Source organism: Herbiconiux sp. (assembly GCF_023264855.1).
Taxonomy (GTDB): Bacteria; Actinomycetota; Actinomycetes; order Actinomycetales; family Microbacteriaceae; genus Herbiconiux.
In genome coordinates, this window is the sequence record NZ_JAHFUW010000029.1 from 20,423 (window position 1) to 34,440 (window position 14,018).

Sequence of the window (14,018 nt, forward strand, 5' to 3'; positions counted from 1 at the left end):
GCGTCAGTCGCAGGCGATCCCGTCGCCGTCGCGATCGAGGTCGTAAATGTCCGGCCCGATGACCTGTACCGGTCCTTCGACGTAGGCCGGGCCGTTGCCACTCCCTCCCGCGCAGTCGACATCGGATGCGATCGGCACGCACGGCCCGGCGTAGTTGGGGCTGCATCCGGCGTCCTCAGGCGCAGGCGCTTCCTCTGGCGGCGGCGGTTGGCGGATGCCGATCGCCGTCACTTCGTCGACGGGAGCGACCGTCACCGTCTCCGACACGAGCGTGCGGCCGGTCTCCACGCCGTCCACGAGCGTCAGTTCCCAGCGCGAGACCTTCGTTCCGGGAACCCCGGCGGTCACGACCACGTTCGTTCCCGCGTCGGCATCCGGATCCTCGTAGCTGGACTGGGCGTAACCGACCGCATCCGACGTCTCGACGATCTTCACGGTGGTCACCGGAGTGGGCGAAGGGGTGGGAGTGGGGGAGGGCTTGGGAGTCGCGGTCGGAGTGCTCTTCGGGCTGGGAGCCGAAGTGGCACTCTGCGAGGCCGGAGCGCCACCCGCCAACCCGAGGGCCTGGCCGGCCGGCTGCGGATGCGGAGAGACCACGGCACCGAGAAGAAGCACTGCGAACGATATCCCGAGCACGGCACCGCCAGCCCGCCTGGTGCGCGGGAGGTTGAGCCAGCTCGGCCGCTTGCTGACGAGTGTCCAGATCCCGGCACCCAGCCCGAACAGCGAGATGCCCATGAGAAACCCGCCGAGCCCGCTCGTGCCGACGCCGATCAGGCCGACGAGCACGCCGATGGCCGCGACGATCCACGTGGACAGCGACGGGCGCCAGCCGGCCCGTTCGCCCTTAGTAGGAGGGAGCGCTGAGGGCATCGTCGTCGCAATCGGGTCGGGTGGGCCGGGGGTATCGGCCGAGCTGCGCACAGACGGGTGCGACGGGGTGTGCTGAACACTACGGGTGTAGAGATATGCCCGTCAGTCCCTCTTCGGGGGGTCGTTCTCCGCCCGGGCCGGCCCGACGCGCGCCGAGACTCAGCGCGGCAGCTCCAGAAACCGGTCGATGACCTCGAACGTCGCGGCTCCCGCCTCCAGGTGGGGGAGATGCCCGGCCTCCTCGATCTGGGCGAATCGCGCATCCGGAATCGCCGCGGCCAGGGCCCGCCCGTAGGCCGGAGTGACCACCCGGTCGCTCACGCCCCACACCACGAGGGTCGGCGCGGTCACGGCGGAGAGCCGCGCGAGCAGGGTGGGATCGCTCATCGTCGTGCCGGCGATCGCCGCCATCGCCCGCGCATTGCCCGACTGCACCGATCGCTGCTCGTCGGAGAGTCCGGCCGGATCGATGAAACCGCGGTCGGCGTCGTGCCACGCGTGTTCGGCGAGCTGCCTCGGGCTCAGCGAGAAGAAGTCGGCGATCGGCTCGCCGGGCACCTCGACCCCCACGGCGTCGATGACGACGACCGAGTCGATCAGTCCCTCGAAGCGTGAGTCGCCCGCGGCCTGAATCGCCATCTCGAGGGCGATCCATCCGCCGATCGACGATCCCACCATCGTCACCCCGCCCGGTGCCAGGAGGTCGGGACCGTCGCTCAGCAGCAGCTCCAGGTAGTCGCCGGCGAGCTGGGCCACCGAGGTGAGGCCGTCGGGAAGCCCGGTGCCGTCCCACCCCGGGTGCGTCGGGGCGAGCACGTGCCGGGTCGCGGCGAGGTGGCCGACGATCGGTGCCACGGTGCGGGGGCCGCCGCCCCCGTGCAGCACGAGCGCTGTCGGCAGCGACGGGTCGCCGGCCTCGGTGACGGATGCGCGGGAGATGAATCGAAAGGTCATGGGATACTCCAAATCAATATGTTTATATAAATCTGCTGATACAGTAACACCGTGGCAATCGATCTGGAACTCCTCGGGCAGGCGCTGAAGCGGGCGCAGTACCGCAATCACCGCACGATGGATGCGGCGCTTCGGGCCGCGGGCGTGAGCCTCGTGCAATGGGACGCTCTGCGGGCGATCGACCAGGCCCCCGGCGCATCCGCTCATGACCTGGCCGTCGCGACCTTCCAGAGCGACCAGTCGTTCGGCACACTCGCCACTCGGCTCATCGACCGCGGCCTGGTGGAGCGGATGCCCGGCCGCGGCCGTCGTCTCGAGCATGCGCTGACCCCCGCCGGGGTCGACGCGCTGGCTGCAGGCCGTGTAGTCGCGGCCGCTGAGCTGCCGGCGCTCTTCGCGCCGCTCGACGAGTCCCAGCGCGCGGCGCTCTTCGATGCCCTGACGAGCCTGACCGACCGCGCCGAGTCTGCCTCCGACCCGGCGGACGGCGCCCGAAGCAGGGCTTGACGCCTCACTTGCATTTTGCAAGTATTACCCGCATGAGCCTTTTCATCACCTGCCCGGTCGAGAGCGTCGAACGCGCGACCACCTTCTACACGGCCCTCGGCTGGACCCTCAACGCCGAGATGTCCGACCACAACGTGTCGTGCTTCGCGATCGCGCCCGAGCAGTATGTCATGCTCGGCAGCCGCGAGATGTACGCGAGTGTCGGCGCCACCGAGGAGCTCGTCGGCGGCCCCGACACCCCCTCGAAAGTCACGGTCTCGTTCGACCTCGGCAGCCGTGAGGCGGTCGACGAGCTGGTCGAGCGTGCCGGTGCGGCCGGCGGGCGGATCGGCGACATCGACGACTACCCCTTCATGTACCAGCGCCAGTTCGACGACCCCGACGGCTACCACTACTCCCCGTTCTGGATGAAGCCGGACGCCGATCCGACCGCGTGAGCGATCTGGCCGCCGCTCTCGACGTCGTCGGCGCGCGCTGGGCTCTGCTCATCGTGGAGCGTCTCCTCGACGGCCCGCAGCGCTACGGCGATCTCCAGCGCGACCTAGGCGTGCCGACGAACATGCTCGCGACCCGCCTGCGCGAACTCGAGGCGGCGGGCATCCTGTCCCGTCTGCCCCTCCGCCACAACACCCGCGCCTACGCCCTGACCGACCGCGGTCTAGCCCTCCGCGACGCGATCACCGCGCTCGGTCGCTGGGCCGCCGAGGGAGCCTAGGCCGCCCGCCGAGCGGCGACCTGGCCCCCGCGCCTTCCGCTATGCTCCCCAGCAGTCGGGAGAGGAGGATGCTTGTGTCTAGGAAGTCGCCCCCGGCCGACCACGTGCCGGGAATTCCTGACGCGGAACGCTTGGCCGACCCGCACGCCCCCTACCTCGGCGTGAGCGGCCTTGCGGCCGTGTACGCAGGTCTCACGGCGATGGCCGCGTCTCAGATCGCATTCGCCGTCCGTGCTGAAGGAGACTTCAGCTTCTGGGGTTTCGCGATCATCGGGAGCTTGATGATCGGCGCCGTCTATGGCGGCGTCGTGGCGCTCGCCGCCGTGCTGGCGTGGGGCGTCGCATCCTCGCGTTCGCGTTCGGCGTCTGGGCGTGCAGTCTCGACCGTGGTCGCGATAACGGCGGGAGTCGCGGCTCTGACGGTCGCGGGCTGCCTGGGTGGGATGTCGTGGGCACTGCCCATCAGTGGGGCCACTGTGGTGGTCACCTGTGGTGCAGCGACCTTCCTGACGCTCCGGGTGAGCCGATCTCGGCCCAGCTCCGGCCCCCTTGCGGAACACGCGCCGTAACGCGAGGTCATCCGCCCCCACGACCGCGCCCGGCTGGCGTAGCCTGCTAGGGCAGTGCGCACAACGAAGCCTCGCGTCCCGATCAGGGACACGCCTGCGACGTCCCTATCCGTGGAGTCGCGCCAGCGCGGCTTCCCCAAGTCGAGGAGCACACCGCTATGGTCACCATCATGAACGCCCACATCGCCGGCGGAAGCAGCATGCACGCGGGTCTCGCACGGGCGGGGTTCTGTCGATGACGAACGTGACCTTCCAGATCGACAGCACTCGTTTCGACGAGGACTACCGCCCCCTCCACAACTCCCGCATCACCACGAACTTCGCCAACCTCGCCCGAGGCGAGAAGCGCCAAGAGAACCTGCGCAACACCTTCACGATGATCGACGGTCGTTTCAACGACCTCACCCCGCACGACAACGAAGACGGCGACCGCTACACGGTCGAACTCGACATCATCTCGGCCAGCGTCGACGTCGACGGCGAGGGCATCCGCGACGCCGTCCCGCTGATCGAGGTGCTGCAGACCACCATCATCGACCGCCGCACCGGCGAACGCATCAAGGGCACCGTAGGAAACAACTTCTCCTCGTATGTGCGCGACTACGACTTCAGCATCCTGCTCCCCAAAGGCAAGACGGCCGATTTCGGGGAGCTGCACGGCAACCTCTTCAAGGCCTTTCTGGCCTCGGATGCCTACGCGCAGCATTTCGACAAGCCGCCCGTCATCTGCCTGAGCGTCTCGACCAGCAAGACCTATCACCGCACCGAGAAGGAGCATCCGGTTCTCGGCATCGAGTACCGCCAGAGTGAGTACTCGGCGACGGATGCCTACTTCGCGCAGATGGGCCTGAGCGTGCGCTTCTTCATGCCCCCGCGCAGCGCAGCGCCGCTCGCGTTCTACCACCTCGGCGATCTGACCGCCGACTACACCGATCTCGAGCTGGCCGCCCTGATCAGCACGATGGAGACCTTCCAGAAGATCTACCGACCGGAGATCTACACGGCCAACTACACGGCCGGGGAGTCGTTCCAGCCCAGCCTGACGAATCCGGACTTCTCGCCCACGTCGATCGACTACGACCGCGAGGAGCGCAGCCGCCTGGCGCTCGAGCAGGGCAAGTTCGCCGAGGAGCACTTCATCACGCCGCACAGGACTGCCCTCGAGGAGTGGTCGACAGTGTTCGCGGCCCAGGTCCACCAGCTCGATCTGCAGGGAGAACGTTCATGAGCAAGCTGCTTCCCACCTCGACCGCGGGTAGCCTGCCCAAGCCCTCGTGGCTCGCAGAGCCCGAGAAGCTGTGGTCGCCCTGGAAGCTCGAGGGTGACGCGCTGACCGAGGGCCGGCAGGATGCTCTGCTCCTGTCGCTTGCGGATCAGCAGCACGCGGGCATCGACATCGTGAGCGATGGCGAGCAGACCCGACAGCACTTCGTAACCACCTTCATCGAGCACCTCAGCGGGGTGGACTTCGAGAACCGTGAGACGGTCAGGATCCGCGACCGCTACGACGCCTCCGTGCCGCGCGTGGTCGGTGCGGTCACCCGCGAGAAGCCGGTCTTCGTCGAGGATGCCAAGTTCCTTCGCGCCCAGACCGACCAGCCCATCAAGTGGGCCCTGCCCGGCCCCATGACCATGGTCGACACCCTCTACGACGCCCACTACGGCAGTCGCGAGAAGCTGGCGTGGGAGTTCGCCACGATTCTGAATGAGGAGGCTCGCGAGCTGCAGGATGCGGGCGTCGACATCATCCAGTTCGACGAGCCCTCGTTCAACGTCTTCTTCGACGAGGTGAACGACTGGGGCGTGGCCGCGCTGGAGAGGGCGATCGAAGGCCTCACTGTCGAGACGGCGGTGCACGTCTGTTACGGCTACGGCATCAAAGCGAACACCGACTGGAAGGCGACCCTGGGGGAGGAGTGGCGTCAGTACGAGGCGATCTTCCCCAAGATCCAGGCGTCGGCCATCGACATCGTCTCGCTCGAGTCGCACCACTCGCACGTGCCCATCGACCTGATCGAGCTCATCCGGGGCAAGAAGGTGATGGTCGGGGCCATCGACGTGGCGTCCGCCGACGTGGAGACGCCCGAAGAGGTCGCCGACACTCTGCGGCAGGCTCTCCAGTTCGTGGATGCCGACAAGCTCTACCCCTCCACCAACTGCGGTATGGCGCCCCTGCCCCGATCCGTCGCCCGCGGCAAGCTCGCCGCGCTTGGCGCCGGCGCGGCCCTCCTCCGAGCCGAGCTCTCGGCTTAGCCGCAAGGCGGGCGTACGCTCGAACCAACGGGCACGAGCGACACTGGGGGAGATCGTGGGCGAGGGTACGGAAAATTCAGTCACCGACGAACGGGACTCTCGTGCACGGTTCGACGAGCGTCTTGCGACCCTCGAGAGGATCGCCGTACTCCTGCCGGTGCTCGCGGCGGAGGCATTGCTGATCCTGTCGTTGTTCCTTCCGTTCGTCACGGTGACGTCGTACTCCGAGGATGACCAAGTGGTGAATCTCTCGCAGCTCGGTCTGGCGTTCTTCGGGGCGGTGCCGACGTCGTCCGCGGGCACCAGCAGTGGAGACATCGACGCGGCCGGCGCACTGTTCGGCGTGGCGTTCTTAGGTCTGTTCCTGGTCATGCTGTGTTCGATCGTGGGACTGGCCATCGTGGCCCGCGGCGGGGTCTCGACCCGTTCTGCCCGCGTGCTCACCACATTCGCCGTGCTGCTCGCGGTCGGTGCGGCCGGTGCCTGGCTGGTCATCGGGCTCGGGGCGACATCCGAGTCGCCGTGGCTGCCGGAGGCCGGATCACTCACCCTGGTGGCCGGCGCTCTCCTCGGCGCGATCGTCATCTTCCTCCCGTCCTTCCGCAGTATCTGGGTCCGCCCGCAACACTCCTGAGGGTGGCCGACCGCATCGAGTTCGGCGATGGGAGCAGACTCCGAGTCGAGCAGGTCTCTCCTGCCCGAATATCCATTTGCGCTCGTTTCCGCCTGCTGTCACCCCAGGTGCGACGCGGCACCTACCGTCCCGGCCATGATCATCGTCGGCAAGCGCGAAGCGCGCGGCAGCCCCGTGCGGTTCGGTGCCCGGATGCTTGGTATGGCGGGTTGGCTGCCGCGCGCTTCGCGCTTGCCCTCGATGACTGTGCCCGGTTCTCGGGGATGGGCGCGTCTGGTTAGGCGGCTGGGCGGTGGGTGGTGCGTCGGCGGGTGGTCGGGATCGGCGTCTGAGCGATGTCGATCCACCTCGGCGGGATGAGGTGAGGCACCCCCGCATGCATGATCAACTTCCAGGACGACTTATGCAGATGCGAGTGATGGAAGTGACAGAGCAGCACGCCGTTGTCGATATCGGTGCGGCCCGGTGGATGGTCGGCCGAAACCCATTCGTCGGCATGGTGTGTTTCGCAGAACGAGGGTGGTCGGTCGCAGTCGGGCCAGACGCATCCGCCGTCTCTGGCCGCGAGTGCCCGGTTCTGGGCCGGAGTGAAGAGGCGTTCTGTCTTGCCGTGGTAGAGCACCGCACCCCGATCGTTGAAGAGTGTCACGGCGGTGGGGGAGGTGCAGCGCAGCTGCGCGATGGTGGAAGCGGGAACCGGTTCGTTGATGCCGTCGATCCACCCGACGCCGCGCCCGGTTTCGAGGTTGTCGAGGGTTATGTGGACGTTGAGGGTGGTGGTGGCGCCGTTGAGGCGGGGCATGTCCGGGGCACCGGCGGCGCGGGCGATGAGTTCGGTGATCGTGTCGGCGTTCTTCTGCGCCTGCGAACGGATATCAGCGGTAGCGGTCTGCGCCATGAACTCCTCTTCGCTGAGGAACCGCGGCCCGCCGCCCGGTGACTCTGCGATGCGGGGGCTTTGCATGGCCTGGATGCTGGCCAACCACACACTGCCCTGTTCGGGTGTGAGGGCGAACCGGCCCCGGATCATGCCATCACTGGGCTGGCCGATGGTGAGCGACCGCTGCTGCTGGAGCCGCTCATCCCGAGGCTCCGCACCATCAGGGTCGATGACCTCGCGCAAGTGGATCGCGAGCCGGGATGCCTGATCCGCAGTCAGGTGGTTCGTGAGGGTCTCGTCGACGAGGGTCTGCTCGGCGCTAGCCACCACATCAGGCGCACATCCACGCTCCGTGAGCTCGGCGCACCGGGCGACGATGATCGATGCCGTCTCAACCCCGAGGGAGCCGTCATCAAGGGCCTGGCCGACGACCGGGAACGGGGCCGGCCCTTCGCCGCCACCCAACAGCACCGAGCCCCGTAGCCGTCGCCCGATCTCGAGGCGCGTCTTGCTCTCGCGCACTGACGTGCCGGTGACTGTGGAGACGAGCTTGACCGGGCTGGTGAAGTTCTGCGACCTGCTCAACCCCTCGTCGCCGAGCTCGCTGCGCGACCGCACCCCGACCTCTCCGGCAACCCGAACCTGCCCCGCCGAGAGCACCCGCCCTGCCGCCTCGAAATCGGCCATGACCTCCAGCACCTCGTCACCACTGAGCCCCGCCAACCCCGCGCAGATCCTGCCCACGACGCCGCGAAGATCGGCGGTGATCTCCGGGAGTTCAGCGGCTGTCTGCATACTGAGATTCTATCAGAAAGACCTGATGAAAGCTCGATTAATTTCAGACCAGGGCGCGCCGTGAACGCCGGTTCCGGGCCCCCGCCGTCAGCTATCGCGCAGCGCCTCGGCAGGGTGCACCCGGCTCGCCCGGCGACCCGGCAAGATCGACGCGAGCACCGAGAACCCCACCGCCCCGCCGAGCACCGCCACCACGAACCACGGCGAGAGCACCGGCCCGCTGAACCCCTGCACGCCGAACGTCGAGTTGGCGCCGACGAACCCGTAGAGCACACCCAGCAGCAGGCCCAACACCGCGCCGATCCCGGCTACGACGACGCTCTCGACGAGCACCATGCGCCGGGCCTGGCGCGCGGTCAGCCCCACCGAGCGCAGCACCGCGATCTCGCGCTGCCGCTGCAGCACCGACAGCGACAGGTTGCTGCCCAGCCCGATGGCTGCGACCAGAACCGAGAAGGCGGTGAGCACGTAGACCACGATCAGCATCACCGTGATGAACTGCGAGACCTGCTCGAGCTCGACGGCGTCGCCGAAGTAGGCGCGGGTCTGGGCGAGGTACATCTCGCCGGCGACCGTGAACATCGTCACGAGCGTCACCCCTATCAGCACCGACACGACGGTGCGAGCCGTGCGCACGGGGTTCGCTCGCAGGTTCGCGCCGGCGAGCAGATCTGCCCCGCGGCCGCGGAGCATCCGGGTCACGCCGCCGACGATCGGGGCGGTGAAGGCGGGAGCACCGAGGATGATGCCCACGATCGAGAGCACCCCGCCCGGGAAGGCGATCAGCAGCCCGAACGGCGACACCAGCCCGGCGATCACACCGAGTGCGAGAAACCCGCTGCCCACGACGGCGAGCACGATCCCGGCGATCCCTCGACCGCGCGCGACGGATGCGGGCACCTGCGTGCTGCCGGCGTCGCTCCGGGCGCCTTCGGCGGGGGAGACGCGGGCGACGATCTTGGCCCCGCTCGAGGCGGCGAGGGTCGACACCGCGAGGCACACGACGGCGGGAACGAGGATGAGTTGCGGTGTCCACGCGAACTCGAGCCCCGCGCCGAACGAGGCGTTCAGGATGCCGATGGCCGCCAGCGACACGAGGATGCCTGCGGCGATTCCGGCGATGGCTCCAGCGGCTCCCACGGCGAGCCCGTCGATGCGCGATGCCCGCCGGATCTGCCGCGAGGTCGCCCCCACCAGCCGCAGCAGCGCGATGTCGCGCCGGCGTCCGGCGTAGACGGTGGCGAACGTTCCGGAGATGACGATCGCGGCGGTCAGCACCGCGATCCCGAGGAACACGAGCCCGACGGATGTCAGGGCCGCGCGCACCGGAGCGGCATCCTGCATTCCTGTCGTCGAGAGCGCCCGCACGAACACCTCGATGGTCTCGAGCAGCAGCACCGCGAACGCGGCGACCACGGCCACCACCGCGACCCCGGCGGCGTACCGCCCGGCGGTCTCCCGCAGTTCGCGCAGGGCCCAGAGCCTCATTCGGACACCGCCGGCAGCTGGTCGGTGTTTTGTGCGGCGGCGGGGGCGGGCCCGGCCGGATGTCCGACGGCGAGCCCGTTCATCTGCGCGCCTTCAACCCCGGCGATATGGCCGGTGGTGTGCGCGCTCATCCGCCCGTCCGATTGCACGCCTCCAATCCCGGCGATATGCGCGGTGGCATGCCCGCTCGTCCGCCCGCTCACCCGCGCGCTGATCTGCTCGGCGGTGCCGCCGTCGAAGTCGTCGATCACGGCACCGTCGCTCATCAGGATGACGCGGTCGGCCACGCTCGCGGCCCGCGGGTCGTGCGTGATGAGTACGACGGTCTGGCCGTACTCGGTCGATGCCGACCGCAGCAGCCCCAGCACCTCGTCGCCCGACGCGCTGTCGAGGGCGCCCGAGGGCTCGTCGGCGAAGATCACGTCGGGTCGGGTGACGAGGGCGCGGGCGATCGCGACGCGCTGCTGCTGTCCGCCGGAGAGCTGGTGCGGCCGGTGATCGAGGCGATCGCGGAGGCCGAGCCGGGTGACGACGGCGCCGATCCACGCCTCGTCGTCTGTGCTCGGCCGCGACCCGGCGAGAAGGAACGGCAGCCGGATGTTCTCCTCGGCCGTCAGCGCCGGCAGCAGGTTGAACGCCTGGAACACGAACCCCATCCGCTGACGCCGCAGCAGCGTGAGCGGTTCGTCGCGCATCCCCGTGATCTCCTGCTCGGCGAGCCACACCTGCCCCGACGTCGGGGTGTCGAGCCCGGCGAGCACCTGCAGCAGCGTCGACTTCCCGGATCCGCTCGGCCCCATGATGGCGGTGACCGACCCGGCGGCCACATCGAGGTCGACGCCCCGCAGGGCGTGCACGGGCGACTCGGGCGAGCCGAAGACTTTGGTGATCCCGCGCGCGACGACGGCGCGGGTCTGGAGGGACTGGGGTGCTGAAGTGCTCATGGGACCACGGTAGGGATCCCGGGCGGCCTGCCGAATCGGCCTCCAGGACCATCCTCACGCGCGTCTCGGCCCCGGTTTGGTCCTGAGGTATGACGCGTTCCGACCGCCGGGCCGTGCTCACTCGACCGGCCCAAGGCAGGCTCGGCGAGGTGCTCAGGCGCTGAGCAGTGGCATGATCCGGTCGAGCTCCCCGGCCTCGCCTCGGCCACAAATCCCAGGTCGTATCGGGTCTGCAAATCGGTCCAAAACAGATCAGAGGTGCCGAACGCCCGCGCGAGGCACGCAGCGGTATCGGGGGAGATCCCACGCTTGCCGTGAATGATTTCGTTGATCAGCCGAGCGGGCACGTTGATCGTCTGCGCAAGCCGGTACTGACCCTCCAGTGGCTTCAGAAACTCCTCGAGGAGGATCTCTCCCGGGTGAATCAGTGCGTGTGCGAGGAGCCTTCGTCTCCAACCGCCATTGCCGATCCCGCTGTTGCGGCTAGGTGTAGCAGCAACCACTCGCTCTTCTCCTCCTCGAACCGTTCGGCCAAGACGATCGCCGAGGCGACTTGACAGTCCATTTCCAGTCGGTCGCGGACCCTCGGAAGTTCGTCTGTGAGGGTTCCCCAGAGGATGCTGACGTCGATCTCCCGGTAGTTGTGTGCGAGTCGATTCCGCATGCCCCGAAGTCGCTTGAAGCCCTCTGGTCCGAAGTGGTGGATTCGTATCTCTGGCGGGATGCTCTCGGCGGCTTGAAATATGCGCTCGACCACGCGCTCCGCTGCCAGCTCATCGCGCCAGTGGCGATGCGAGTCCTTCAACTCGTCGACTAGTGCCAATCCCTGATCGACTTCCAGCCAAAGAGCGAGGATTGCCTCTGCCTCGCGCTGATTCACAGAGGAACGGTCTCCCGCAGGATCGAATACCCGAGTCCGGTTGCCTTGGCTCGACTCCAGACGGCTCGCGCGTCAACAACGTCAACCGTCGTGCCGAGTAGTTCCAGCAGGGCAGCTTCAAGGCCGATCACGTCTCGCGCATGCCCCGGCCCGAATTCAACGATCAGATCGAGATCTGACTCCGTCGTATCCTCGCCGCGCGCAACCGAGCCGAAGACGCCGGCAGAGACCACCCCGTGCTCGGCGAGCTGCTGCCGTATCGCGTCTCGCCGCTCCCCAAGAACCGCGCTCGGCCGCACCATCTCAACAGGCAGCTGGTTCATGAATCTGCTCCTTCGAATCGATGTGAACGACGAGTCCGCAGACATGTGGAGTATACCTCATTAATGGTCTCCTGGATACCATGTGCCGATGGCCGCACTTCTGATCGTCCTCATCGTCGTCGGCGTCCTGCTCGTGCTCGGTGGGCTGTTCCTCAAACCACTCTGGCGCGTCGCGGTTCGGCCCTTCTACCGGCAACCGGATGCGCAAGAACCGTCGAAGCTCGGCTGGGGCGTGCGCTCCGGTGGCATGGTCCTCGCGGGCGCTGTAGTGATCGTTGCGAGCGCCACCCTGCTGAGTCAGACCGCGCCGGCACAGCCGAGCGCATCCGCGATAGCGCGCGAGACTTGCGCCACTCTGGTCGATCAAGTCGGTTCCCCGTCAGGGCTGACCGCGGCGGAGAAGGCGGTGACGGATGCCGCGGATGCGGCGGGCTACGAGGTCAAGCGCGAAGACACGAGCTCCGACAGCGTTGCCGAACTCCCGAGCGGCGACACCACGATCACGGTGGATGTCACGACGTGGACGGTCGTCGACGGATCCGACACCGTGGCCACCTTCACCTGGACGACCAGCGGTTCGGTACCAGGACGTTTCACGGGAAGCTGCTCCAAGACCCCGTGACAGGGATCGAGCGATAACGAGGGACATCGCAGTGGCCAACTCGGCGAACGAACCGACCGGGTCGGCAGGGCGATCCAGCCTTCGTGGAGTGATGCACGAATTCGAAAGCGAGAATGACCAGTCGGTCGTCGAGCACCTCGGCGAGTAGCCGGTAGTCACCCACTCGATACCTCCAGATACCGGCGTAGCCGCCGGTCAATCCCCTGCCGCGTGAGCGCGGATCATCCAGCCCAGCGAGTTCATCCAGATACGCAGCGAGCCGTGCCGCGACGGTGCGGTCGAGCTTGCGAAACGTCTTGTCGAACTCAGCGCTGGTCTCGATGGACCAGTGGCTCAAAGCCCGAGCTCGCGCCGGACCTCGCTGAATGGCCGCGTCTTCTTGTCCGATGCGTGCCACGCGCGAGCGGTGCTCTCGGCCCAAGCGATTTCCTCGAGCTCCTCGAAATGCATCGAGAGTGCCTCGTGGACGAGATCTTCGGACGGCCTGCCCGTGCGCGCCACAATTGCGTCGAGACGGCGCTGCTCCTCGTCGTTCAGTTCGATCGAGAGGGTCATGTCATCTCCTTCACGTGCTCGCAGATGTTGCAATGAGGATATATGGTCTGACTTCCGAGCTGCAGGTAGCGCAAGCTCCACAGAACGGTCTCGCATTTCGCCCCTACTTTCTTTCGCGGTCGATCCAGCGGCGGAATGTAGGGAGCGCGTCGATTCAACGGGCGGTCACCGACGTCGCGGGCGATCTGTGGAGAGCCCGCTTCCGGCCTCACAACATGGCCACCCGCTAGCCGCCTCCGTGGCTGAGCGCGTGATGCATCCGATCGAGCTTCCCGGCGGGACTTGAGCGGTCTCGAGGAGATCACTTGCTCGACATGGATGCCGGTCATTCACCTCACGACGCCCGAGCGAGCTGACTGATTCTCTGCGGCGAGAGACCCAGCAGTCGCGCAGCGTCAGCTTTGCTGATGTGCTCGTCCTGGAGGGCCGCAACCGCACTTCGTCGGAGTGCTGCAGCAGCTTTGGCGTCTTCTCGTGCTCGAGCATCGGCCTCGTTGGCCTCGTTCCACAGCCGAGCGGCTCGCTCGGGGAGGTCGAGTTCGACCGCGACGTCCAGTGTCGATTCATCCACGTCGAGCCAGAGCGCAGCGACCTCAAGAGCGATCTCGTCGATCTCCTTGATCGTGCGAGCCTGACCAGAGGTGCCCAGCTCCGGAAACTCGATGTACCACCATCGGCCATCGCGTCGAGCGCGTGCCTTCACTTCTGTCTTGCCTTTCGTCGTCATGTTCGTCTCCTATCGCCAGTTGTAGGGAGTGTGCGGGAGCTTCTTGATCAGGTCGCCGATGATGCCGGCGGACACCTCGCTGTGATGCGGGATGCTGTGTTTGTCGTTCGGCGAAGATGAGTCGGGGATTCCCCAGATCTCATGATCGCCTTTGCCACGACGGATGAGTACCCACCCGTTTGCCCGTACCGCTCAAATCACATCGCGGTACTTCTGCGGGCGCGGCATCCGCAAAGTATAGCCCGGTATAGACATCTGTATCTAGACCGGGATGTAGGTCAATGAATCGGCCCAGTCGC

The 14,018-nt window shown here is 67.2% G+C and carries 19 protein-coding genes; 8 read left to right on the forward strand and 11 right to left on the reverse strand.

Going from position 1 to position 14,018, the window contains the following annotated elements; genetic code table 11:
* Positions 1–3: 3 nt before the first annotated feature.
* A complete protein-coding gene (locus tag Q0D75_RS12580) occupies positions 4–873 on the reverse strand; it encodes a G5 domain-containing protein (RefSeq protein WP_291053918.1) in 870 nt (289 codons plus the stop codon).
* A 159-nt stretch (positions 874–1,032) separates the two neighbouring features.
* Positions 1,033–1,827 (reverse strand): alpha/beta fold hydrolase, encoded by a 795-nt coding sequence (locus tag Q0D75_RS12585; RefSeq protein ID WP_291053920.1) that lies wholly within the window; start codon positions 1,825–1,827, stop codon positions 1,033–1,035.
* Between the two features lie 51 nt (positions 1,828–1,878).
* Here Q0D75_RS12585 and Q0D75_RS12590 point away from each other — a divergent pair, with 51 nt between their 5' ends.
* From Q0D75_RS12590 to Q0D75_RS12615, 6 genes are all read left to right on the forward strand, one after another.
* Positions 1,879–2,334, forward strand: a complete 456-nt coding sequence (locus tag Q0D75_RS12590) for a MarR family transcriptional regulator (protein ID WP_291053922.1) — start codon at positions 1,879–1,881, stop codon at positions 2,332–2,334.
* 32 nt (positions 2,335–2,366) lie between these two features.
* Positions 2,367–2,771 (forward strand): VOC family protein, encoded by a 405-nt coding sequence (locus Q0D75_RS12595; RefSeq protein WP_291053924.1) that lies wholly within the window; start codon positions 2,367–2,369, stop codon positions 2,769–2,771.
* Positions 2,768–3,049, forward strand: a complete 282-nt coding sequence (locus tag Q0D75_RS12600; protein ID WP_291053925.1) for a helix-turn-helix domain-containing protein — start codon at positions 2,768–2,770, stop codon at positions 3,047–3,049. The genes Q0D75_RS12595 and Q0D75_RS12600 overlap by 4 nt, the downstream gene beginning before the upstream one ends.
* A gap of 804 nt (positions 3,050–3,853) precedes the next feature.
* A complete protein-coding gene (locus tag Q0D75_RS12605) occupies positions 3,854–4,846 on the forward strand; it encodes a putative oxygenase MesX (RefSeq protein WP_291053927.1) in 993 nt (330 codons plus the stop codon).
* Positions 4,843–5,871: a methionine synthase gene (locus Q0D75_RS12610; RefSeq protein ID WP_291053929.1), complete on the forward strand. Its 1,029-nt coding sequence runs from the start codon at positions 4,843–4,845 to the stop codon at positions 5,869–5,871. Before Q0D75_RS12605 ends, Q0D75_RS12610 begins: the two co-directional genes overlap by 4 nt.
* A gap of 238 nt (positions 5,872–6,109) precedes the next feature.
* On the forward strand, positions 6,110–6,505 hold the full coding sequence (locus Q0D75_RS12615; RefSeq protein WP_291053930.1) for a hypothetical protein: 396 nt from the start codon (positions 6,110–6,112) through the stop codon (positions 6,503–6,505).
* Positions 6,506–6,782: 277 nt separating this feature from the next.
* Here Q0D75_RS12615 and Q0D75_RS12620 read toward each other — a convergent pair whose 3' ends face one another.
* On the reverse strand, positions 6,783–8,045 hold the full coding sequence (locus Q0D75_RS12620; RefSeq protein WP_291053973.1) for an HNH endonuclease signature motif containing protein: 1,263 nt from the start codon (positions 8,043–8,045) through the stop codon (positions 6,783–6,785).
* Here Q0D75_RS12620 and Q0D75_RS12625 point away from each other — a divergent pair.
* Positions 7,936–8,244, forward strand: coding sequence for a hypothetical protein (locus tag Q0D75_RS12625; protein ID WP_291053975.1), 309 nt, complete (start codon positions 7,936–7,938; stop codon positions 8,242–8,244). The two genes, Q0D75_RS12620 and Q0D75_RS12625, sit on opposite strands and share 110 nt — an antisense overlap.
* A 23-nt stretch (positions 8,245–8,267) precedes the next feature.
* Here the strand turns inward: Q0D75_RS12625 and Q0D75_RS12630 are convergent, their stop codons facing one another.
* Genes Q0D75_RS12630 through Q0D75_RS12650 form a run of 5 tightly spaced genes read right to left on the reverse strand, consistent with a single transcriptional unit; the run spans position 8,268 to position 11,815 of the window.
* Positions 8,268–9,668 carry an ABC transporter permease gene (locus tag Q0D75_RS12630; protein WP_291053932.1) on the reverse strand — a complete coding sequence of 467 codons (1,401 nt, stop codon included), beginning with the start codon at positions 9,666–9,668 and terminating at the stop codon, positions 8,268–8,270.
* Positions 9,665–10,612, reverse strand: a complete 948-nt coding sequence (locus Q0D75_RS12635) for an ABC transporter ATP-binding protein (protein WP_366513440.1) — start codon at positions 10,610–10,612, stop codon at positions 9,665–9,667. The genes Q0D75_RS12630 and Q0D75_RS12635 overlap by 4 nt, the downstream gene beginning before the upstream one ends.
* A complete protein-coding gene (locus tag Q0D75_RS12640) occupies positions 10,609–11,115 on the reverse strand; it encodes a HigA family addiction module antitoxin (RefSeq protein ID WP_291053933.1) in 507 nt (168 codons plus the stop codon). Before Q0D75_RS12640 ends, Q0D75_RS12635 begins: the two co-directional genes overlap by 4 nt.
* Positions 11,037–11,492 (reverse strand): HepT-like ribonuclease domain-containing protein, encoded by a 456-nt coding sequence (locus Q0D75_RS12645; protein ID WP_291053934.1) that lies wholly within the window; start codon positions 11,490–11,492, stop codon positions 11,037–11,039. The genes Q0D75_RS12640 and Q0D75_RS12645 overlap by 79 nt, the downstream gene beginning before the upstream one ends.
* On the reverse strand, positions 11,489–11,815 hold the full coding sequence (locus tag Q0D75_RS12650) for a nucleotidyltransferase domain-containing protein (RefSeq protein WP_291053937.1): 327 nt from the start codon (positions 11,813–11,815) through the stop codon (positions 11,489–11,491). The genes Q0D75_RS12645 and Q0D75_RS12650 overlap by 4 nt, the downstream gene beginning before the upstream one ends.
* 88 nt (positions 11,816–11,903) lie before the next feature.
* Between Q0D75_RS12650 and Q0D75_RS12655 the strand changes: the two genes are divergently transcribed.
* Positions 11,904–12,437 carry a hypothetical protein gene (locus Q0D75_RS12655; protein WP_291053939.1) on the forward strand — a complete coding sequence of 178 codons (534 nt, stop codon included), beginning with the start codon at positions 11,904–11,906 and terminating at the stop codon, positions 12,435–12,437.
* On the opposite strand, the gene Q0D75_RS12660 is transcribed toward Q0D75_RS12655, so the two are convergent.
* From Q0D75_RS12660 to Q0D75_RS12670, 3 genes are all read right to left on the reverse strand, one after another.
* Positions 12,409–12,834 (reverse strand): type II toxin-antitoxin system RelE/ParE family toxin, encoded by a 426-nt coding sequence (locus Q0D75_RS12660; protein WP_291053941.1) that lies wholly within the window; start codon positions 12,832–12,834, stop codon positions 12,409–12,411. The two genes, Q0D75_RS12655 and Q0D75_RS12660, sit on opposite strands and share 29 nt — an antisense overlap.
* Positions 12,771–12,992 (reverse strand): DUF6290 family protein, encoded by a 222-nt coding sequence (locus Q0D75_RS12665; protein ID WP_291053943.1) that lies wholly within the window; start codon positions 12,990–12,992, stop codon positions 12,771–12,773. The genes Q0D75_RS12660 and Q0D75_RS12665 overlap by 64 nt, the downstream gene beginning before the upstream one ends.
* Before the next feature lie 334 nt (positions 12,993–13,326).
* Entirely contained in the window at positions 13,327–13,719 is a 393-nt protein-coding gene (locus tag Q0D75_RS12670; protein WP_291053945.1) for a hypothetical protein, read from the reverse strand.
* Between the last annotated feature and the right edge of the window lie 299 nt (positions 13,720–14,018).

Bases quoted from the DNA above. Each gene is read 5' to 3' on its own strand.
- Q0D75_RS12635 (WP_366513440.1), bottom strand. From the start codon at position 10,612: ATGAGCACTTCAGCACCCCAGTCCCTCCAGACCCGCGCCGTCGTCGCG.
- Q0D75_RS12655 (WP_291053939.1), top strand. From the start codon at position 11,904: ATGGCCGCACTTCTGATCGTCCTCATCGTCGTCGGCGTCCTGCTCGTG.
- Q0D75_RS12605 (WP_291053927.1), top strand. From the start codon at position 3,854: ATGACGAACGTGACCTTCCAGATCGACAGCACTCGTTTCGACGAGGAC.
- Q0D75_RS12585 (WP_291053920.1), bottom strand. From the start codon at position 1,827: ATGACCTTTCGATTCATCTCCCGCGCATCCGTCACCGAGGCCGGCGAC.
- Q0D75_RS12665 (WP_291053943.1), bottom strand. From the start codon at position 12,992: ATGACCCTCTCGATCGAACTGAACGACGAGGAGCAGCGCCGTCTCGAC.
- Q0D75_RS12595 (WP_291053924.1), top strand. From the start codon at position 2,367: ATGAGCCTTTTCATCACCTGCCCGGTCGAGAGCGTCGAACGCGCGACC.
- Q0D75_RS12670 (WP_291053945.1), bottom strand. From the start codon at position 13,719: ATGACGACGAAAGGCAAGACAGAAGTGAAGGCACGCGCTCGACGCGAT.
- Q0D75_RS12580 (WP_291053918.1), bottom strand. From the start codon at position 873: ATGCCCTCAGCGCTCCCTCCTACTAAGGGCGAACGGGCCGGCTGGCGC.
- Q0D75_RS12610 (WP_291053929.1), top strand. From the start codon at position 4,843: ATGAGCAAGCTGCTTCCCACCTCGACCGCGGGTAGCCTGCCCAAGCCC.
- Q0D75_RS12630 (WP_291053932.1), bottom strand. From the start codon at position 9,668: ATGAGGCTCTGGGCCCTGCGCGAACTGCGGGAGACCGCCGGGCGGTAC.
- Q0D75_RS12650 (WP_291053937.1), bottom strand. From the start codon at position 11,815: ATGAACCAGCTGCCTGTTGAGATGGTGCGGCCGAGCGCGGTTCTTGGG.